This is a genomic window from Enterobacter sp. NFIX59 (genome assembly GCF_900113755.1).
GTDB lineage: Bacteria > Pseudomonadota > Gammaproteobacteria > Enterobacterales > Enterobacteriaceae > Enterobacter > Enterobacter pseudoroggenkampii.
The window spans coordinates 42,513-62,797 of the sequence record NZ_FOQN01000001.1; the positions used below are offsets into that span (position 1 = coordinate 42,513).

Consider the following 20,285-nt stretch of genomic DNA (forward strand, 5'->3'; position numbering starts at 1 on the left):
CGCTTTCGTCATTCTGGCAACAGAATTGCTTGACATTCAACCGGGAATTCGTCACGAATTACACGAGATGTGAGAAAAATACCCGAGAACTCAATCACCTGGGCGTCTTTTCTTTAACGCCCGGTAAGACAAAGGGGTTGATATCTCCTGACGCAGTCGCAATATCATTGGCTCGTCGTCAGCGGAAGGGAAATCAACGTGCGGCGTATTCCTGGAAGAATTAAATTAGGTAAAGGTGAATATGGGTAAAGCTCTCGTCATCGTTGAGTCCCCGGCAAAAGCCAAAACGATCAATAAGTATCTGGGTAATGACTACGTGGTTAAGTCCAGCGTGGGTCATATCCGCGATTTGCCGACCAGTGGCTCAGCCAGCAAAAAGAGCGCAGACTCTACCTCCACCAAAGGGGCTAAAAAGCCTAAAAAGGATGAACGTAGCGCGCTTGTCAACCGCATGGGTGTTAACCCATGGCATAACTGGGACGCACAATATGAAGTGCTGCCCGGGAAAGAAAAAGTCGTTAACGAGCTGAAGCAGCTGGCTGAAAAAGCAGACCACATCTATCTCGCAACCGACCTTGACCGCGAAGGGGAAGCCATTGCGTGGCACCTGCGGGAAGTGATTGGTGGTGATGACAAACGCTACAGTCGTGTAGTGTTTAACGAAATTACGAAGAATGCGATTCGTCAGGCGTTTGAGAAGCCGGGCGAACTGAATATTGACCGTGTAAACGCACAGCAGGCACGTCGCTTTATGGACCGCGTTGTGGGCTACATGGTTTCTCCACTGCTGTGGAAGAAGATTGCCCGTGGCCTGTCAGCAGGGCGTGTGCAATCCGTCGCCGTGCGTCTGGTCGTTGAGCGTGAGCGCGAGATTAAAGCCTTCGTGCCGGAAGAGTTCTGGGAAGTTGACGCTAATGTGACCACGCCGGGCGGTGACGCTCTGCCGCTGCAGGTCAGCCATCAGAACGATAAGCCTTTCCGTCCAGAAAACCGCGACCAGACCATGGCCGCCGTAGCGCTGCTGGAAAAAGCACGCTACCAGGTGCTGGAACGTGAAGACAAACCGACCAGCAGCAAGCCGGGTGCGCCGTTTATTACCTCAACGCTGCAACAGGCTGCAAGCACGCGTCTGGGTTACGGCGTGAAGAAGACCATGATGATGGCTCAGCGCCTGTATGAAGCGGGCTACATCACCTACATGCGTACCGACTCAACCAACCTGAGCCAGGACGCGGTCAACATGGTGCGCGGCTACATCAGCGACAACTTCGGTAAGAAATACCTGCCGGAAAGCGCTAACCAGTTCGCCAGCAAAGAGAACTCTCAGGAAGCACACGAAGCGATTCGTCCTTCTGATGTCTCTGTGTTAGCGGAATCACTGAAAGACATGGAAGCCGACGCGCAGAAGCTGTATCAGCTGATCTGGCGCCAGTTCGTGGCGTGCCAGATGACCCCGGCACAGTATGACTCCACCACGCTGACCGTTGGTGCGGGTGATTTCCGTCTCAAAGCGCGTGGCCGTATCCTGCGTTTCGACGGCTGGACGAAAGTGATGCCTGCGCTGCGTAAAGGTGATGAAGACCGAACTCTGCCGGCAGTGAACAAAGGGGATGAGCTCTCGCTGGTTGATCTCGTGCCAGCCCAGCACTTCACCAAGCCGCCTGCGCGCTTCAGTGAAGCGTCCCTGGTGAAAGAGCTGGAAAAACGCGGTATTGGCCGTCCGTCGACCTATGCGTCCATCATCTCTACGATTCAGGACCGTGGTTACGTACGCGCTGAAAACCGTCGTTTCTATGCGGAAAAAATGGGTGAGATCGTCACCGATCGTCTCGAAGCTAACTTCCGCGAGTTGATGAACTACGATTTTACCGCGCAAATGGAAGACAGCCTCGACCAGGTTGCCAGCCATCAGGCGGAATGGAAAAAGGTCCTCGACAGCTTCTTCAGCGACTTTACCGACCAGCTTGAGAAAGCGGAGAAGGATCCTGAAGAGGGTGGCATGCTGCCTAACCAGATGGTTCTGACCAGCATCGACTGCCCAACCTGTGGTCGCAAGATGGGGATTCGTACTGCCACGACGGGCGTGTTCCTTGGCTGCTCCGGCTACGCGCTGTCGCCAAAAGAGCGCTGCAAAACCACCATCAACCTGGTGCCTGAGAACGAAGTTCTCAACGTGCTGGAAGGTGACGATGCGGAAACTAACGCTCTGCGTGCCAAACGCCGCTGCAAAAAATGCGGCACGGCAATGGACAGCTACCTGATCGATCCAAAACGTAAGCTGCACGTCTGCGGTAATAACCCAACGTGTGACGGGTATGAGATCGAAGAGGGCGAGTTCCGCATTAAAGGCTATGACGGCCCGATTGTAGAGTGCGAGAAGTGTGGCTCTGAAATGCACCTTAAAATGGGGCGTTTCGGTAAGTACATGGCCTGTACCAACGACGAGTGTAAAAACACGCGCAAAATTCTGCGTAATGGTGAAGTGGCTCCGCCGAAGGAAGATCCGGTTCCGCTGCCAGAACTGCCGTGCGAGAAATCTGACGCGTACTTTGTGCTGCGTGACGGCGCTGCGGGTGTCTTCCTGGCCGCCAACACCTTCCCGAAATCGCGTGAAACGCGCGCGCCGCTGGTGGAAGAGCTGCATCGCTTCCGCGATCGTCTGCCTGAGAAACTGCGTTATCTGGCCGATGCGCCACAGCAGGATCCGGAAGGCAACAAAACCGTGGTACGGTTTAGCCGTAAAACCAAGCAGCAGTATGTTGCGGCCGAGAAAGAGGGTAAAGCGACCGGATGGTCAGCTTTCTTTGTCGATGGCAAATGGGTTGAAGGCAAGAAATAATCTTCCCTTACCGTAACTTACCTGTAAAAGGGCCGGATTTCCGGCCCTTTTTTATTGCCTTGTTATTATTTTTTGTTCCGTACTATACAGTCAGGCTATAAATGATATAGTGGTTATAGTTAACCTGTTTCTTATTATTAAATCGTCTTAAGCGATTGACCGCATGCGCTAAATCGGATGGTCTGGCATGAAATTACAGCAGCTTCGTTATATCGTTGAGGTGGTGAATCATAACCTTAACGTCTCTTCTACCGCCGAGGGGTTGTATACCTCGCAACCGGGTATCAGCAAACAAGTTCGTATGCTGGAGGATGAGTTAGGTATCCAGATATTTGCCCGCAGCGGTAAGCATCTCACTCAGGTGACGCCCGCGGGTCAGGAAATCATCCGCATTGCGCGGGAAGTCCTCTCTAAAGTCGATGCGATTAAGTCAGTGGCAGGGGAACACACCTGGCCGGATAAAGGTTCGCTGTATATTGCCACGACGCATACCCAGGCGCGCTATGCGCTTCCCGGTGTCATCAAAGGCTTTATCGAGCGTTATCCCCGCGTCTCTTTGCATATGCACCAGGGCTCGCCAACGCAAATTGCTGAAGCCGTTTCCAAGGGTAATGCAGACTTTGCCATCGCCACCGAAGCGCTTCACCTCTATGACGATCTGGTCATGCTTCCATGCTATCACTGGAACCGTTCCATCGTGGTGACCCCGGATCACTCCCTGGCGGGTAAAGGCTCGGTCTCTATCGAAGAGCTGGCCCAGTATCCATTGGTGACGTATACGTTTGGCTTTACCGGCCGCTCCGAGCTTGATACGGCCTTTAACCGGGCAGGGCTAACGCCGCGCATTGTCTTTACCGCGACGGATGCAGACGTGATTAAGACCTATGTGCGGCTTGGTCTGGGGGTGGGCGTCATTGCCAGCATGGCGGTGGATCCGGTGTCAGACCCTGACCTGGTGCGTCTTGATGCGCACGATGTTTTCAGTCATAGCACCACAAAGATTGGATTCCGTCGCAGCACCTTCCTGCGCAGCTATATGTATGATTTTATTCAGCGCTTTGCCCCTCATTTAACGCGTGATGTGGTTGATACCGCCGTGGCATTACGCTCAAATGAAGATATTGAAGAGATGTTTAAAGACATCAAACTCCCCGAAAAATAATCACACCCGGTATCTTTCCCTCAGGGAAAGATACCGAAATAACGCCTCAAAGCTAAATTAGAATTATCATCATCTACGTGTCCCCTGTCATATAATGTCATTATCCATTTAATCCGTAAGGTTATAATGTCGTGAATTGGCGACAAAAGTAGAAACTAATTTACGCCTTCGCAAATTTTTCTTTTCAATTATTTATTTCTGGTCAAAAGATTGAATATTTCATACCTCCCGGTGCGTAAATTCACTGGCTTTTCGGCTAAAGTTTCTTTAGGATTTATCTCAACAGATGATTAATTGTACCAATTGTTTGGTCCTAAATGATAAGCGATGTCGATTGTATGAGGTTAGCAATGCCTTCAGGAAGTGAAGAACCGCAAAGGGATCCTGCGCTCAAGCGTAAAGCCTGGCTGGCGGTCTTTCTCGTCTCTACCCTGTTTTGGGTGGTGGTTGCTCTCCTGGCCTGGAAATATTGGGGTTAAATATGGCAGTGACGGTACGTACAGCTTCGGTAAAACAGATGTGTCAGCATCGTGACAATGGCCACAGAGGGCGTAAAGCACCTGCGACTGTTGTACCCGCGTCCTGGAAACTGACGCCGCAGCAGCAAGCGTTTATTGATGTGTTCGCAGAAGACGAACCCAAAAAACAATAATTTAGTTAATTGCGTAATGATGCAAATAGTCTGAATATCGACTCTGCACTTTTGTACTCTTTAATAAATACACATCAGCAATATAGCACTGAGGTCAAACCTCGGAACGTTTTATAAATAATGCCTGGTGTCCCTATGATGAATAACATGACGTCTCACAAATACTGGTCATGGATCGGCGTTTTTACCGTGTCGATTCTGTTCTGGAGTCAGCTCATCTGGTTGGCCCTCCACTAAATTGTAAAACCTCGCTACGGCGGGGTTTTTTGTTTTCCTGTTCTGGACCAATCCTAAATTTATCAATTTGGGTTGTTATCAAAACGTTACGACATCTTTGTGTTATCTTTAATTACGGCCCTGATGATTGTCAGGGCATCTCTGTGATTAAGGAGGAGCTTATGTCGTTAACCCTACGCGAAGCCAGTAAGGACACATTACAGGCAGAAAACAAAACCTGGCATTACTACAGCCTGCCGCTGGCTGCCAGAACGCTTGGGGACATTTCGCGTTTACCCAAGTCATTGAAAGTTTTACTGGAAAATCTATTGCGCTGGCAGGACGGTGACTCTGTCACCCTCGATGATATCCAGGCGCTGGCAGGGTGGCTTGAGAAAGCCCATGCCGACAGAGAAATCGCCTACCGCCCGGCAAGGGTGCTGATGCAGGACTTTACCGGTGTCCCTGCCGTCGTTGATTTAGCCGCAATGCGCGAGGCCGTTAAGCGTCTCGGCGGAGATACGGCAAAAGTGAATCCGCTTTCCCCTGTTGACCTCGTCATTGACCACTCCGTAACCGTCGATCGCTTTGGTGATGATGACGCCTTTGGCGAGAACGTGCGTCTGGAGATGGAGCGTAACCACGAGCGCTACGTGTTCCTGAAGTGGGGGCAGCAGGCGTTCAGCCGGTTTAGCGTGGTCCCGCCAGGTACCGGTATTTGTCACCAGGTTAACCTTGAATATCTGGGTAAAGCCGTCTGGAGCGAATTGCAGGATAAAGAGTGGGTCGCCTATCCGGACACGCTGGTGGGTACGGACTCCCATACCACCATGATCAACGGTCTGGGCGTGCTGGGCTGGGGTGTCGGGGGGATCGAAGCGGAAGCGGCCATGCTCGGCCAGCCGGTGTCCATGCTTATCCCGGATGTGGTGGGCTTCAAGCTCACCGGCAGGCTGTCTGAAGGCATTACCGCCACCGATCTGGTGCTTACCGTCACCCAGATGCTGCGTAAGCATGGTGTGGTAGGCAAGTTTGTCGAATTCTACGGGGACGGACTGGATTCACTGCCGCTGGCCGACCGCGCCACCATTGCCAATATGGCGCCGGAATACGGTGCAACCTGCGGCTTTTTCCCTATTGATGATGTGACGCTGGAATACATGCGTCTTAGCGGACGTAGCGAAGAGCAGGTCGCGCTGGTGGAAGCGTACACCAAAGCGCAGGGCATGTGGCGCAATCCGGGCGATGAGCCTGTTTTCACCAGCACGCTTGAACTCGATATGGGAAGCGTCGAAGCGAGCCTCGCAGGGCCGAAACGCCCGCAGGACAGGGTTGCGCTGAGTGACGTGCCAAAAGCCTTTGCCGCCAGCAATGCGCTGGAAGTAAACGTGGCGCAGAAGGACCATCGTCCCGTCGACTATGTTCTGAACGGACATCAGTATCAGCTTCCGGATGGTGCGGTGGTGATTGCCGCCATTACCTCGTGCACCAACACGTCCAACCCCAGCGTATTGATGGCAGCCGGTCTGCTGGCTAAAAAGGCGGTAGAGCTTGGGCTAAAACCTCAGCCATGGGTCAAGGCCTCGCTGGCCCCGGGATCCAAAGTGGTGTCGGATTACCTGGCGCAGGCCAAACTGACGCCATACCTTGACGAGCTGGGCTTTAACCTCGTGGGCTACGGCTGTACGACCTGTATCGGTAACTCTGGTCCACTGCCTGAACCCATTGAAACGGCGATTAAGCAGGGTGACCTGACGGTAGGCGCGGTCCTGTCCGGCAACCGAAACTTTGAAGGGCGTATTCACCCGCTGGTAAAAACCAACTGGCTGGCCTCACCGCCGCTGGTGGTTGCTTATGCCCTGGCAGGGAACATGAATATCAACCTGGTGACCGATCCGATTGGCCACGATCGCAAGAATGACCCTGTCTATCTGAAAGATATCTGGCCATCTTCGCGTGAAATCGCGCTGGCCGTTGAAAAGGTCTCAACCGAGATGTTCCGCAAAGAGTATGCGGAGGTCTTTGAAGGCACGCCGGAATGGAAAGCCATCAACGTCATTGGCTCTGATACCTATGACTGGCAGGATGACTCGACCTATATTCGTCTGTCGCCGTTCTTTGATGAGATGCTGGCCGAGCCGGCGCCGCTTGAGGATATCCACGGCGCGCGTATCCTGGCGATGCTGGGGGATTCTGTCACAACTGACCACATCTCTCCGGCGGGGAGTATCAAAGCCGATAGCCCGGCGGGTCGTTATCTGCAAAGCCGGGGCGTCGAACGCCGTGATTTTAACTCCTACGGATCGCGCCGCGGTAATCATGAAGTCATGATGCGCGGAACGTTTGCCAACATCCGCATTCGTAACGAAATGGTACCGGGCGTGGAAGGAGGCATGACGCGCTATCTGCCGGGGACGGAAGTGGTGTCGATTTATGATGCGGCGGTCAAATATCAACAGGCAGGTACGCCGCTGGCGGTGATTGCCGGGAAAGAGTACGGTTCCGGCTCCAGCCGCGACTGGGCGGCGAAAGGTCCGCGTCTGCTTGGCGTTCGCGTGGTCATCGCCGAATCGTTCGAACGTATTCACCGCTCGAATCTGATCGGTATGGGGATCCTGCCGCTTGAGTTCCCGCAGGGTGTGACGCGTAAAACGCTGGGCCTGACCGGGGAAGAGCAGATTGACATTAGCGGCCTGCAAAACCTGCAGCCGGGTAAAACGGTGCCGGTAACGTTAACGCGGGCAGACGGCAAAACCGAGGTGCTGGATTGCCGATGCCGTATTGATACGGCAACCGAGCTGACCTACTACCAGAACGACGGCATTTTACATTACGTGATTCGTAAGATGCTGGATTGATGAACGAGCCCGGCACGCGTGCCGGGCTTTTTATATCACTCTTTCAGCAGATGGCCCATTTTGGCAGCTTTAGTATCCAGGTAGTGGGCGTTTTTCGGGTTACGGCCGACAATCAGCGGTACACGCTCGACGATGTTGATCCCCGCTTCGGTCAGGATCTCCACTTTTTTCGGGTTATTGGTCAGCAGACGAACTTCGTCCACGCCCAGCAGCTTGAACATATCGGCGCACAAGGTGAAGTCGCGTTCGTCAGCGGCGAAGCCGAGCTGATGGTTTGCTTCCACCGTATCGTAGCCCTGGTCCTGAAGCGCGTAAGCGCGGATTTTATTCAGCAGACCAATATTACGACCTTCCTGACGGTGATAAAGCAGCACACCGCGGCCTTCTTCTGCAATATGAGACAGGGCGGCTTCCAGCTGGAAACCACAATCACAGCGCAGGCTGAACAGCGCGTCGCCGGTAAGACACTCTGAATGGACGCGGGACAGCACCGGCGTCTGCCCTGAAATGTCGCCATACACCAGCGCGACATGATCCTGTCCGGTTGCCAGTTCTTCAAAACCCACCATCAGGAAATCGCCCCATGGGGTTGGCAGTTTGGCTTCTGCCACACGTTTAAGCTGCATGTGATTCTCCAGAGTAGGCTGACACGTTTCGTGCCTTTGCCCTGTTTTGCTTTCTGTATCAGTTCATTTTGCCACAAGCTCAGCAGGTTCGCCTAATAGGCACCATGCTATATGAACGTTAAACGCACGATCCGACATATCCACCCATCGAATGAATTTCAGTTATGATTGTGAGGCTTAGCGAAAAAGGAGAAGACATGCTTTCAATCGCCAGACGTACGGCAGCAGGCGCGGCCATTTTACTGATTATGCCCCTGGCCGTATGGCTCTCAGGCTGGATGTGGCAGCCGGGGCAGAATGCCACGTGGCTGAAAACGTTATACTGGATAACGGAAACGGTCACCCAGCCGTGGGGAATTATTACCCATGTCCTCCTCTGCGCCTGGTTTCTGTGGTGCCTGCGCTTTCGTTTGCGTGCGGCGCTGATGCTTTTTGCGATCCTCGGAGGCGCTATCCTTGTTGGTCAGGGCGTGAAGTCCTGTGTAAAAGATCGCGTTCAGGAACCGCGTCCTTTTGTCGTATGGCTGGAAAAAACGCATCATGTTCCGGTGGATGAGTTCTACAATTTAAAGCGTAAAGATCGCGGGACGCTGGTGAAAGAACAGCTTGCGGAACAGCAGGATATCCCGAAATTCTTGCGTAAACACTGGCAGAAAGAGACGGGATTCGCGTTTCCTTCCGGTCACACCATGTTTGCGGCCAGTTGGGCGTTGCTGGGGGTGGGGCTGCTGTGGCCAAGGCGTCGAACGGTCACGCTCGTGATTTTACTGGTCTGGGCGACGGGGGTTATGGGCAGCCGCTTACTGCTGGGGATGCACTGGCCGCGGGACCTGGTCGTTGCCACGCTTATCTCATGGCTGCTGGTGACGCTGGCGACCTGGCTCGCTGAACGATTCTGCGGCCCGCTTACACCACCGCCAGAAGAGAAAGAAGAAATAGCCGAAAGGGACCAAACGGACGCCTGACGGTTGATAAACCGTATTATGCCCATAGATACATGACTGGCGCGTCACTTTTTCCGTTTCGCGCCCGTCGCTAAAATGGTAGTTTATAAGGCTGATTGCGGTGAGTTGAACACACTTTATTCGCTTGAACCACATAACGGGAAGTAATGTGAAATATTTACTCATTTTCTTACTGGTATTGGCGATTTTTGTCATTTCAGTCACGTTGGGTGCACAAAACGATCAGCAGGTGACGTTTAACTATCTGCTGGCTCAGGGTGAGTATCGCGTCTCGAGCCTGCTGGCGGTCTTATTTGCTGCTGGTTTTGCCATTGGCTGGCTGGTTTGCGGTCTGTTCTGGTTGAAAGTCCGTGTTTCTCTTGCGCGCGCTGAACGTAAAATTAAGCGACTCGAAAATAACATTGCCCCTGCGTCTGACATCCCGGAAAGCTCTGGTGTGCCGGTCGTGAAGGAATAATCGACTATGCTGGAGTTGTTGTTTCTGCTTTTGCCTGTAGCCGCAGCCTATGGCTGGTATATGGGCCGCAGAAGTGCGCAACAAACAAAACAGGATGAGGCCAACCGGCTCTCCCGCGACTACGTTGCGGGGGTGAACTTCCTCCTGAGCAATCAGCAGGACAAAGCGGTAGACCTGTTCCTCGATATGCTGAAAGAGGATACAGGGACGGTTGAAGCGCATCTCACCCTGGGTAACCTGTTCCGCTCGCGCGGCGAGGTCGATCGCGCCATTCGTATTCACCAGACCCTGATGGAAAGCGCCTCGCTGACCTACGATCAACGTCTCCTTGCGGTGCAACAGCTGGGGCGTGATTACATGGCCGCGGGGTTGTACGATCGCGCCGAAGATATGTTCGCGCAGCTGGTGGATGAAACAGATTTCCGCATCGGCGCGCTGCAGCAGCTCCTGCAGATTTATCAGGCCACCAGCGACTGGCAAAAAGCCATTGATACGGCTGAACGCCTGGTGAAGCTGGGTAAAGATAAGCAGCGCGTTGAGATAGCCCATTTCTACTGTGAGCTTGCGCTTCAGCAGATGGGTAACGACGACATGGATAAAGCCATGGCGCTGCTGAAGAAAGGCGCCGCCGCGGACCGCAACAGCGCGCGAATCTCCATCATGATGGGACGCGTCTTTATGGCGAATGGCGACTATGCCAAAGCCGTTGAAAGCCTGCTGCGGGTTATCGACCAGGATAAAGAGCTGGTCAGTGAAACGCTGGAAATGCTGCAAACCTGCTATCAACAGCTGGACAAGCAGGAAGAGTGGGTGGCATTCCTGCGTCGCTGCGTGGAAGAAAATACCGGTGCCACCGCTGAACTGATGCTCTCAGACGTTGTTGAGCAGTATGAGGGAAGCGACACCGCGCAGGTGTATATTACGCGCCAGCTGCAGCGTCATCCGACCATGCGGGTGTTCCATAAGCTGATGGATTACCACCTGAACGATGCTGAAGAAGGGCGCGCCAAAGAGAGCCTGATGGTCCTGCGCGACATGGTTGGCGAGCAGGTGCGCAGCAAGCCGCGCTATCGTTGCCAGAAGTGTGGTTTTACCGCGTATACGCTCTACTGGCACTGTCCTTCCTGCCGTGCCTGGTCCACCATCAAGCCCATTCGTGGCCTGGATGGGCAGTGATTTTTTAAAATGCCCCATTTTAGTTACAACATACTGATGGTTTTACCGTATCCTTTACTCCGTGCGATTTGCCAGCCTGGCAGGCGCGTAAATGGATCCTGTCAATTTGCGGCGTCGGCAGGTAGAATGCTGGCCGTTTATCTGTTCCGCGCCGCTGCGCGCCCATAGACGAAAAGGGCTGGTCATGACGTCTGTTACATCCTCCACTTCCCGCGCAATTACGGATTCTCCTGTTGTTGTTGCGCTTGATTACAATAAGCGTGACGCCGCACTGGCGTTTGTCGACGGTATCGACCCTCGCGACTGCCGTTTGAAAGTTGGCAAAGAGATGTTCACGCTGTTTGGACCGCAAATCGTTCGCGATTTGCAACAGCGCGGCTTTGACGTTTTCCTCGACCTCAAATTCCATGATATTCCGAATACTACGGCCCACGCCGTTGCCGCAGCCGCAGAGCTGGGCGTATGGATGGTCAACGTCCATGCGTCGGGTGGGGCAAGAATGATGACCGCCGCCCGTGAGGCGCTCCTGCCGTTCGGTAAAGATGCGCCGCTGTTGATCGCCGTCACCGTGCTGACCAGTATGGACGAAAGTGATTTACGCGACCTTGGCGTGACGTTGTCACCTGCGGAACATGCCGAACGTCTCGCGCGTCTGACGCAGCAGTGTGGCCTGGATGGCGTCGTCTGCTCCGCGCAGGAAGCGGTACGTTTCAAATCAACGCTGGGCCGGGATTTTAAACTGGTCACGCCGGGGATCCGCCCTGCAGGCAGCGACGTGGGCGATCAGCGCCGCATTATGACGCCTGAGCAGGCGCTGGCGGCGGGCGTTGACTATATGGTCATCGGGCGTCCGGTGACGCAGTCTGCAAACCCTGCTGAGACGCTTAAGGCTATCAACGCATCGCTGAAAAAGGGGGCGTAATGACCGATTCCAACAGTCGTCTGGTCTATTCAACCGAGAGTGGGCGTATAGACGAACCGAAAGCGAAAGTGGAACGTCCTAAGGGGGACGGCATCGTTCGGATCCAGCGCCAGACCAGCGGACGAAAAGGGAAAGGCGTTTGCCTGATCTCCGGCATTGACCTGGATGATGCTGAACTGACTACGCTGGCGGCCGAGCTGAAAAAGAAATGTGGCTGCGGCGGTGCCGTGAAAGATGGCATTATTGAAATCCAGGGCGATAAACGCGATTTAATAAAATCGCTGCTGGAAGCCAAAGGCCTGAAAGTCAAACTGGCAGGCGGCTAAAATAAATGAGCCACGGCAGATGCCGTGGCTCGTGTTATATACGTGCGTATGTCAGACCTGAAATGCGTTTAAATATCGCAATATCGAGGAAGGCTTAGATAATAATTATTTGCCAACCTGGTGACCGATAATACCACCGACAGCAGCGCCACCTAATGTACCCAGCGTGCTACCATCCGTTAATACTGCACCACCGAGAGCACCGGCACCGGCACCAATAGCGGTGTTACGGTCACGTTTAGACCAGTTAGAGCATGCGCTCAGGGACATTGCTACAGTGATTGCCAGAACAGCGGCGGCTAATTTTTTGCTGGTTAAGGTCATAATACTTTCTCCTGAATTATCGATTCACGGAAAGATGTACACGTTAAGTATAGACGAATCGAATACTTAATTCTGTTCTCCGTGAAAGCTGGTCGCGCAGGCGTTACGTAATCACGCAGGTGATAGTCACTTCCTGTTATATCGCTAACATTAATTTTACGACTTTAAGGCGGGTTAAACAGGTAAAAACTCTTAAAGCAGGGTTAAGAATCATCTCAGAGAAAGAAGGGCGTATGCGCCCGAAATTCGGGCGCGGAGGGAACTCAGGCGGTCGTTTTAATAATATTGACGATCAGTCCGTCATCTTCCAGTTTATTACGGTGCGCGTCGCTCAATCTTTCGTCGGTAATCACGCGACTAAAGCGTGAAGCGGGGCCCATCGTATACGGGTGAACGGCGCCAAATTTAGAGCTGTCGGTGAGCACAATGGCTTCACACTCTTTTTCCAGCACCGCATTCACGACGTCAGAGCGCATCATATCCCGACCGGTAAAACCTGTCTCCGGTTGCCAGCCGTCAATCCCGATAAAGGCCTTGCTGAAATGAACCTGCTGGACATACTGACGGGTCAGCGGGCCTACCATGCTTTCGCTTTTTTTCTGGTAAATACCCCCGAGCAGAATCACCTCGCAGCGCGTCTCTTTGAGCAAATGCGCGATATAGCTGCTGACGGTGATGATAGTAACGTCCTTTTGATCGGCAAGCGTGCGTGCCAGAAGGGCATTACTGCTGCCGTTTTCAATAAAAACGGTCTCGCCGTTGTTCACCAGGGACGCGGCAAATTCCGCCAGTTCACGTTTGAGCGCGTAGTTATTCATCATGCGCGTCTCAACGTCATCACTGTCCAGCGGGACAGCATATCCGTGCGCGCGACGCAGGTAGCTCTGTTTTTCCAGCAGATTAAGATCCTGACGGATTGTGACTTCAGACACGCCGGTGGTTTTAGCGAGATCGACTACGCTGACGCGTCCCTGATCGATGACCATCTGCAAAATGAGTTGTTGTCGGGAATTCATAGCATCCATTTAATAAAGCGAAACGAGGTCGGAGACGGTGGGGTTAAACTTCCCACGGCGCTTTTGGCTGTCTGTTTTCAGGCGCGTTGTCAGCACCATTCTGAGCAAGAAGTTCAGACTTCAGGATCTCGAGATTACGGATAGCAGAGTGATAATCGCCCGCCACCAGGATATCCAGCACGGTATCAATTCGTTGTGCTACAGCTTGTGCGTCAATAGTAGACATAATCTCACCCCAGGCGCGAAAAGTTAATATTTTCAATGATGCAGAAATTAGGATCAAAAGAGAAGGGAAAAAATGCAATAACTAAATTACATAAACGTAAGTGATAAATTTATTCCCCCTCATGCAGTGGGCTTATTGAGTGGATTAGTCTAAAACGGCGCGCAAGGCGCTTTTTTATAAGAGGAATTAGACTATGACAGTTATCAATCAGCCTACCTGCACACTGTTTACCGATACTGAACGGTTCACGCAGCTGTCAGGGTATTACGAAGCGGAGCGTCACACCGTCTGGATGATGTTGCGGGCCCAGCCACGGCCTTGTTTTAACCATGCGTTAATTGAGGAGATCATGAACTTCTCATGGCTGGTTCGCCAGTCTGGCTTTGCGGTTGATTTTTGGGTAACCGGTTCGCTGGTTCCCGATATGTACAATGTGGGCGGTGATTTACAGTTCTTCGTCGAGTGCATTCAGAACGGACGTCGGGAGGCGTTACGGGCGTACGCTCGCGCCTGCGTTGATTGCGTCCATGCGGCCTCACGGGGGTTTGATACAGGGGCCATCTCTCTGGCGATGGTCGAAGGCAGTGCGTTAGGGGGCGGGTTTGAGGCCGCTCTGGCGCACCATTTCGTCCTGGCTCAGCGCGATGCCCGTCTGGGTTTTCCGGAGATTGCCTTCAACCTGTTTCCGGGTATGGGGGGATATTCCCTGGTAGCACGCCGTTCTGGCATGAAGCTGGCGGAGGAACTCATCTATAAAGGGGAATCCCATACGGCTGAATGGTATGAACAGCACGGGCTGGTGGATGTCCTGTTTGAACCCGGACAAAGCTATGTCTCCACCCGAACCTTCATCGATACGCTGCGGCCAAAACTGAATGGCGTAAGGGCGATGCTGCGCGCCCGTACGCGCGTTCTGCAATTGCCCCGCAGTGAACTGATGGATATTACGGAAGACTGGGTTGACGCCGCTTTCTGCCTTGAGCCGAAAGATATCGCCTACATGGAGCGTCTGGTCACGCTGCAAAACCGCCATCACGCGGCGGGGTTGCGTAAAGCCAGTTAACGTTGATTTCGCGCTTGATATCGTTTTAGCCATCGCTCGAATGCGGCAGCGGGCATCGGCTTAGCAAACAGAAAACCCTGCCGTTCGTTGACGCCGTTCTTGGTGAGAAAGGCGTCTTCTTTTGCGCTTTCCACACCTTCGGCAATCACCTGCAGATTTAACGCCTGCGCCACCGCGACGATAGCGCGCACCAGAGACTGGGAGATGGACTGCTTATGAATATCCCTGACAAACGATTGATCGAGTTTAATGGCATCGATAGGGAAGCGGGCCAGTTGAGAAAGGGAAGAGTAGCCGGTGCCAAAATCATCCAGATGAATTTGCGCCCCGAGTCGGCTGAACTGCTGGATCACGGACAGCGCCAGCTCTTCGTTCTCGATAAGACAGCTTTCGGTTAATTCGACATCGACAGGGCAGTATTCAAAATTCAGATCCTTCAGCGCCTGCTTTAAGTCACTGAAAATAGTCTGGTCGGCCAGCTGGCGGGCAGAGACGTTCACCGCCACGCGCAGGTTTATTCCCTTATCGCGCCATTTCGCCACCTGGCGAACCACATCGAGCATCACCCAGCGGCCCAGCGGCACAATCAACCCCGACTCCTCGGCATAAGAGATAAACTCCAGCGGCGGGATCAAACCCCGTTCTGGTGATTGCCAGCGGACCAGCGCTTCAAGGCTTCTGACTTCCCCGCGCCAGGTGATTTTCGGCTGGTAGTGAATCAGGAGCTGATCGTTATCCAGCGCCTTACGCAGGTTGGTATCCAGCCAGAGATACTCAAACACGCGCTGGTTCATCTCGGGCGAGAAGACGCAGAACTTGCCCCGGCCGTTCTCTTTGGCGGTGTACATGGCGGTATCGGCGTTACGAATGACGCTTTCCCGGTCGTTGCCATGCTGAGGGGCGAGGGCGATGCCCAGGGAGCAGCCGGTATAAATCTCAATCAAACCGATGCGGAACGGCTGGCGCAGACGGGTTAAAATGCGCGATGCCATCGCCTCCAGAGAGCCCTGAGAGGTATTGGTGGCCATGACGATAAACTCATCACCGCCAAGTCGCGCCAGCACCTGTTCCTCATCCAGGCAGCTCAAAATGGCGAGGGCAACGGCCTGTAACAGCTGATCGCCAAACATATGCCCGTAAGCGTCGTTGACCTTTTTAAAATTATCCAGATCGAGATACACCACGCCCACCTGCGTGTCCCCGCGGTTGGCGATGGCGTCAGAAATCAGGTCGTGGATCGCATTACGGTTTGGCAAGCCGGTGATGGTATCGGTATTGGCCAGCACGCGCAGCCGCTCCTGAGCGCGGCGCTCCTCGGTAATATCGGTACCGGAACAGATAAGGAAAATTTCATTTTTACCGCTGCCGCTGTGAACGAATTTGTTTCTGAACAGAAACAGCCGTTGCCCTTTACGCGTTTTGATCCAGCGTTCGACTTCGTAGGAGCTGCCGTTGCGAAAAAAACCGGTAATATTGCGCTTTGAAGCTGCCGCTTCGCTGCGGCTCATAAACAGCTTAAAGACGTTCTGGCCAATGACTTCATGTTCTTTCAGGCCGGTGTACTCTTCGCTAAGCCGATTAAAACGCTGGATATTGCCGTGCCGATCGAGAATAACAATGACGGAGTTAGCCTCTGAGACAACCTGTTCCGCGAAAGAGAGCCCCTGAGCCAGATCGCGTGCCACGGAGGGGGTATCGTTCCAGGCAGAAGCGGTTCCGGCCCACTCGTTACGGGTAATTTTACGGCCCACAAGATGAACCGGAACATCTTCCCCGTAGAGAGAGAGCGACATTGAAATACTGGAGGTAATAACGGTTAAATGACGGATGAGATCGGCCTGTTCATCGTCCAGCGCTACGACCTGAGTGACATCGGCATTTTCGCTGGTGGAAAGGTGCAGAGCGTTGCTGTCAGCTGACAAGCGCCACCACGGGCTGTGAGTCCCCATGTAGCGAAACAGCAAATTCGGCTCCAGATCGTCCATCATGTTTTCTCCCGCAGCTTTCATTAGCGCACAAATTATTCATTTGCAGTCGACTTTTCCGTTGAGGAACAGCGGTAAAACCGAAGTGAACTTATTGTTTTTCCCTAATTTCTTATAATAAAACGAGTCAGGCTAAAAAGGATACTGAGCGTATAAAAATTCACGTAACCGAATATAACAACACTCTTTTACTGTAGATAATTATGGCGAATTTGGGCGAAGGGAGACTGAAAATAGTAAGGAAAAATAATGATTTTGTGGCGGGGATAAACAGAAAAATTGCCGGCCTTTCCCCGAAGGAAAGGACCGACAATTGAACCGGTTATCAGGCGACAGGACGCGCGATAATACTGCGGGTTTCCATGCGAACTTCGGCGATAGTAACGTCAATCACGTCGGTGACCTTGTAAACTGTTTCACCTTTAATTTGCACGGTACCGTTTTCCTGACTACAGACCATTTCGTCACGAACCGCATGCAGGAACGGCGCAGGAATAAACGCGACAGCACCGTTATCGACCAGGCGGACACGCATCCCCCCGCGGCTGATGTCGATGATCTCTGCGGCGAAACGGGTATCCGTCCCGGCTTTATCCTGCAGGAAGCGTGCGTACAGCCAGTCTCCAACGTCACGTTCCGCCATGCGATTCAGACGGCGGCGATCGGCCATCTGCAGCGTGGTGTCCTCCTGAGGACGAGCAACGGTTTCGCCTTTGATAATCGCTTTCAGCAGACGGTGGTTAACCATATCGCCATACTTACGGATTGGCGATGTCCAGGTGGCGTATGCTTCGAGGCCAAGACCAAAGTGCGGGCCCGGCTCGGTACTGATTTCCGCGAATGACTGGAAGCGACGAATGCGGCTGTCCAGGAAGCCCGACGGCTGCGCGTCCAGTTCGCGGCGAAGCTTGCAGAAGCCCGGCAGGGTCAGCACTTCTTCCGGATCAACATGCACATCGTGATTCTTCAGCAGGGCCGCCAGCGCTTCGGTGTTCGCCGGATCAAACCCGGTGTGGACGTTGTAAATGCCAAAGCCCAGCTTGTCGCGCAACACGCGTGCGGCGCAGATGTTGGCGGAAATCATCGCTTCTTCAACAATGCGGTTCGCAATGCGTCGCGGTTCGGCCACGATATCCAGCACTTCGCCTTTCTCACCCAGAACAAAGCGATAATCCGGGCGATCTTTGAACACCAGCGCATGGGTTTGACGCCACTCGCTGCGGTTGAGACAGATGCGATGCAGCCGACGGATCTGCGCGGCAATGGCGTCTGATTCAGGTTTCCAGCTACCGGTATTTTCAAGCCAGTCGGAAACGTTATCGTAGGCCAGCTTGGCTTTCGATTCGATAGTGGCAGCAAAGAACTCGATATCGTCTTCAATCGCGCCATCCGCAGCAATGGTCATGCGGCAGGCAAGGACCGGGCGCACTTCATTTGGACGCAGCGAGCAGAGATCGTCTGACAATTCGCGCGGCAGCATCGGAATGTTGAAGCCCGGCAGGTAGTTGGTGAAGGCGCGGATTTTCGCCGCGTCATCCAGCTTGCTGCCTTCGGCAATCCAGGCGGTGGGATCGGCAATGGCGACGGTCAGGTGCAGTTTGCCGTCGGCGCTCTCTTCAGCGTAGAGCGCATCGTCCATATCTTCGGTGCTGGCGCTGTCGATGGTGACAAAATCCAGCGCGGTGAGATCGCGGCGCGTCAGACCTTCGTCCTGCATCTCGGTCGCTACGCCGTTCGGCGCTTCTTTTTCAAGATTGTGGCGTGCCAGCGTGACCCACCATGGCACGAAATGGTCGGCGCCAAAGGTGATGAATTGGGTCAACTCAGCATAAAAACCGCGATCGCCTTTCAGAGGATGACGGCGCATTTCTGCTACGGCCCAGTCACCTTCTTTAAAATCATGCTCAACGCCACGGGCGGCGCGGCAGGGAATGGCATCTTTCAGCAGGGGATGATCCGGCACGATAGAAAGCCGATCGTCTTTTCGCTGCACCTTACCCACAAAACGGGTCAGGAACGGTTCGATCAGTTCTTCCGGTTCCGCGGACTCGCGATCCTTCTCGGTATGAATGACGGCCATGACGCGATCGCCATGCATCACTTTCTTCATCTGCGGTGGCGGAATGAAGTAGCTTTTCTGCGCGTCAACCTCAAGGAAGCCAAAGCCCTTTTCCGTGGCTTTTACGACCCCTTCTGCACGCGGCGTCTGGGAATGCAGTTGCTGTTTAAGCTGCGCTAGCAGCGGGTTGTCCTGAAACATAATGTTCTATTTTCGTAGCCATTGAGCGGCTGACAGTTTTACGCGATTCTCACTGTCTCAGCAAGCGGTCTTTGGGTAATGAGTGTGGTTATTCCTCTTTCCCAAACGCCACTTTCAGACGATTGAGCCAGCCATCAAACGCACTTTGGGTAAGCAGCGTGATGGCATATTCGCCCTGGAGTCCTTGATCCGTGAGCGGGGTAAACTGCGCGGCGCTGAAGCGGTCCGGAGAGCGGGTCAGTAGTTCGACCGCCGCCGAAAGCGCGGGGGATGTCTGCGGAATCTCTGCGCGGCTGTTTAACAGGATCTCTCCGGTCAGGTCGAGCAGCGACGGCTCATGGCAAAGCACCGGCGTCAGCGCCTCCAGCGCGGGTTCGGCTTGCCAGCGAGACAGCGACTCAAGCTGATGCGCACTCGCATAGCGCAGCTCCACGACGGGCAAAAGCGGCACCCATGCATTGTGGCTCGCGGGAAGCGTGTGCGGCTGAATATGATGCCCCGGCAACCAGCGAACAGGATGCCCCAACAGGGCCTGAAAAATCGCGACGACGCGCGCCTGAAAACCGATAAACCCGATAATCTGGTTTATCACCACGATGTCGTACGTGGACAGGCCAACCTCATCAAGCTGGTTCTGCGCTTTATCATCAATGACATCAGGAGAGCTGGCGAGCTGGCGGGCATACTGCGTAATTTGCGCCAGGCGGCGGTTGCTTTCGCGCGAGGAGTCCGGACCGGGAAGCGGGGCGAGGAGGGCGGCATAATGGTTACAGAGCCGCTGAACGCCGCAGGCCTGTGCGACCGTTAGCGCGGTACTGAGCCGATCGTAAGCGCTGAGCGTATGCAGGCGGTTCACGGGAATCGAGAGCGGAAACAGCTGGTGGCATAAGGCTCTGGCAGGGGTAAGCCAGCCAGAACAGGCGGCGACAATCTTATCAGGCAAGGCTAAATCGAGCAAAAAACGATCGTCGACGTTAGCGGCTTCGGGCACCAGGGGCAGAACATCCGTCTGCGCGTGGTTTGACTGGGTTTCATGATACCAGTGGCCTTTGCCGGAAAAACGGCGTTGTTCCATGTGCGTTCCTTGATCTCAAAATGGCGATCAATATCCTGGCGTAAGGCAGATAAAGGGAAAAATATTGTTAGGTGATAACAAATAGCAGAACGGAATAACGAAGGGGTGACGCGGGGGGAAATACTCTCTTCCCGGGC

19 protein-coding genes are annotated in these 20,285 nt (G+C 53.7%); 12 read left to right on the top strand and 7 right to left on the bottom strand.

Going from position 1 to position 20,285, the window contains the following annotated elements:
• Nucleotides 1-241 precede the first annotated feature (241 nt).
• The 6 genes from topA to acnA all read left to right on the top strand — a co-directional run bounded on the left by topA (nucleotide 242) and on the right by acnA (nucleotide 7,727).
• Nucleotides 242-2,839, top strand: coding sequence for a type I DNA topoisomerase (topA, locus tag BM007_RS00235; protein WP_024907119.1), 2,598 nt, complete (start codon nucleotides 242-244; stop codon nucleotides 2,837-2,839).
• A 187-nt stretch (nucleotides 2,840-3,026) separates the two neighbouring features.
• Entirely contained in the window at nucleotides 3,027-4,001 is a 975-nt protein-coding gene (cysB, locus tag BM007_RS00240; RefSeq protein WP_090416695.1) for an HTH-type transcriptional regulator CysB, read from the top strand.
• Between the two features lie 338 nt (nucleotides 4,002-4,339).
• Entirely contained in the window at nucleotides 4,340-4,480 is a 141-nt protein-coding gene (locus BM007_RS00245; RefSeq protein WP_213327741.1) for a YmiA family putative membrane protein, read from the top strand.
• A gap of 2 nt (nucleotides 4,481-4,482) precedes the next feature.
• The gene (locus tag BM007_RS23295; RefSeq protein WP_021240301.1) at nucleotides 4,483-4,653 is read left to right on the top strand and encodes a hypothetical protein; all 171 of its coding nucleotides are present in this window, start codon (nucleotides 4,483-4,485) and stop codon (nucleotides 4,651-4,653) included.
• Between the two features lie 138 nt (nucleotides 4,654-4,791).
• Nucleotides 4,792-4,890: a small membrane protein YmiC gene (gene ymiC / locus BM007_RS23300; protein WP_032623144.1), complete on the top strand. Its 99-nt coding sequence runs from the start codon at nucleotides 4,792-4,794 to the stop codon at nucleotides 4,888-4,890.
• Between the two features lie 161 nt (nucleotides 4,891-5,051).
• Nucleotides 5,052-7,727 carry an aconitate hydratase AcnA gene (gene acnA / locus BM007_RS00255; RefSeq protein WP_090416697.1) on the top strand — a complete coding sequence of 892 codons (2,676 nt, stop codon included), beginning with the start codon at nucleotides 5,052-5,054 and terminating at the stop codon, nucleotides 7,725-7,727.
• Nucleotides 7,728-7,762: 35 nt separating this feature from the next.
• Here acnA and ribA read toward each other — a convergent pair whose 3' ends face one another.
• Nucleotides 7,763-8,353 (bottom strand): GTP cyclohydrolase II, encoded by a 591-nt coding sequence (ribA, locus tag BM007_RS00260; RefSeq protein ID WP_008501210.1) that lies wholly within the window; start codon nucleotides 8,351-8,353, stop codon nucleotides 7,763-7,765.
• A gap of 197 nt (nucleotides 8,354-8,550) precedes the next feature.
• On the opposite strand from ribA, the gene pgpB reads away from it, so the two are divergent.
• From pgpB to yciH, 5 genes are all read left to right on the top strand, one after another.
• Entirely contained in the window at nucleotides 8,551-9,318 is a 768-nt protein-coding gene (gene pgpB, locus BM007_RS00265) for a phosphatidylglycerophosphatase B (protein ID WP_090416699.1), read from the top strand.
• Between the two features lie 148 nt (nucleotides 9,319-9,466).
• Nucleotides 9,467-9,775, top strand: a complete 309-nt coding sequence (locus tag BM007_RS00270; RefSeq protein ID WP_023312067.1) for a LapA family protein — start codon at nucleotides 9,467-9,469, stop codon at nucleotides 9,773-9,775.
• Nucleotides 9,776-9,781: 6 nt separating this feature from the next.
• Nucleotides 9,782-10,951, top strand: coding sequence for a lipopolysaccharide assembly protein LapB (gene lapB, locus BM007_RS00275; RefSeq protein WP_023335944.1), 1,170 nt, complete (start codon nucleotides 9,782-9,784; stop codon nucleotides 10,949-10,951).
• Nucleotides 10,952-11,135: 184 nt separating this feature from the next.
• Entirely contained in the window at nucleotides 11,136-11,873 is a 738-nt protein-coding gene (gene pyrF / locus BM007_RS00280; RefSeq protein WP_090418150.1) for an orotidine-5'-phosphate decarboxylase, read from the top strand.
• Nucleotides 11,873-12,199, top strand: coding sequence for a stress response translation initiation inhibitor YciH (gene yciH / locus BM007_RS00285; RefSeq protein ID WP_032647566.1), 327 nt, complete (start codon nucleotides 11,873-11,875; stop codon nucleotides 12,197-12,199). The genes pyrF and yciH overlap by 1 nt, the downstream gene beginning before the upstream one ends.
• 105 nt (nucleotides 12,200-12,304) lie before the next feature.
• Here yciH and osmB read toward each other — a convergent pair whose 3' ends face one another.
• The 3 genes from osmB to BM007_RS00300 form a co-directional block, all read right to left on the bottom strand.
• Nucleotides 12,305-12,523, bottom strand: a complete 219-nt coding sequence (gene osmB / locus BM007_RS00290) for an osmotically-inducible lipoprotein OsmB (protein WP_008501216.1) — start codon at nucleotides 12,521-12,523, stop codon at nucleotides 12,305-12,307.
• A 263-nt stretch (nucleotides 12,524-12,786) separates the two neighbouring features.
• On the bottom strand, nucleotides 12,787-13,539 hold the full coding sequence (locus tag BM007_RS00295; protein WP_048991911.1) for a DNA-binding transcriptional regulator YciT: 753 nt from the start codon (nucleotides 13,537-13,539) through the stop codon (nucleotides 12,787-12,789).
• A gap of 43 nt (nucleotides 13,540-13,582) precedes the next feature.
• Nucleotides 13,583-13,765, bottom strand: a complete 183-nt coding sequence (locus BM007_RS00300; protein WP_024907126.1) for a YciZ family protein — start codon at nucleotides 13,763-13,765, stop codon at nucleotides 13,583-13,585.
• A gap of 193 nt (nucleotides 13,766-13,958) precedes the next feature.
• Here BM007_RS00300 and BM007_RS00305 point away from each other — a divergent pair, with 193 nt between their 5' ends.
• Complete coding sequence (locus BM007_RS00305; protein ID WP_032647560.1) at nucleotides 13,959-14,828, top strand: crotonase/enoyl-CoA hydratase family protein; 870 nt, start codon at nucleotides 13,959-13,961, stop codon at nucleotides 14,826-14,828.
• Here BM007_RS00305 and pdeR read toward each other — a convergent pair.
• The 3 genes from pdeR to BM007_RS00320 form a co-directional block, all read right to left on the bottom strand.
• The gene (gene pdeR, locus BM007_RS00310) at nucleotides 14,825-16,816 is read right to left on the bottom strand and encodes a cyclic di-GMP phosphodiesterase (RefSeq protein ID WP_048992047.1); all 1,992 of its coding nucleotides are present in this window, start codon (nucleotides 16,814-16,816) and stop codon (nucleotides 14,825-14,827) included. The two genes, BM007_RS00305 and pdeR, sit on opposite strands and share 4 nt — an antisense overlap.
• A 322-nt stretch (nucleotides 16,817-17,138) precedes the next feature.
• On the bottom strand, nucleotides 17,139-19,073 hold the full coding sequence (locus BM007_RS00315) for an exoribonuclease II (protein WP_090416701.1): 1,935 nt from the start codon (nucleotides 19,071-19,073) through the stop codon (nucleotides 17,139-17,141).
• 88 nt (nucleotides 19,074-19,161) lie between these two features.
• Nucleotides 19,162-20,148, bottom strand: coding sequence for a CMD domain-containing protein (locus tag BM007_RS00320; protein ID WP_048991915.1), 987 nt, complete (start codon nucleotides 20,146-20,148; stop codon nucleotides 19,162-19,164).
• Nucleotides 20,149-20,285 lie beyond the last annotated feature (137 nt).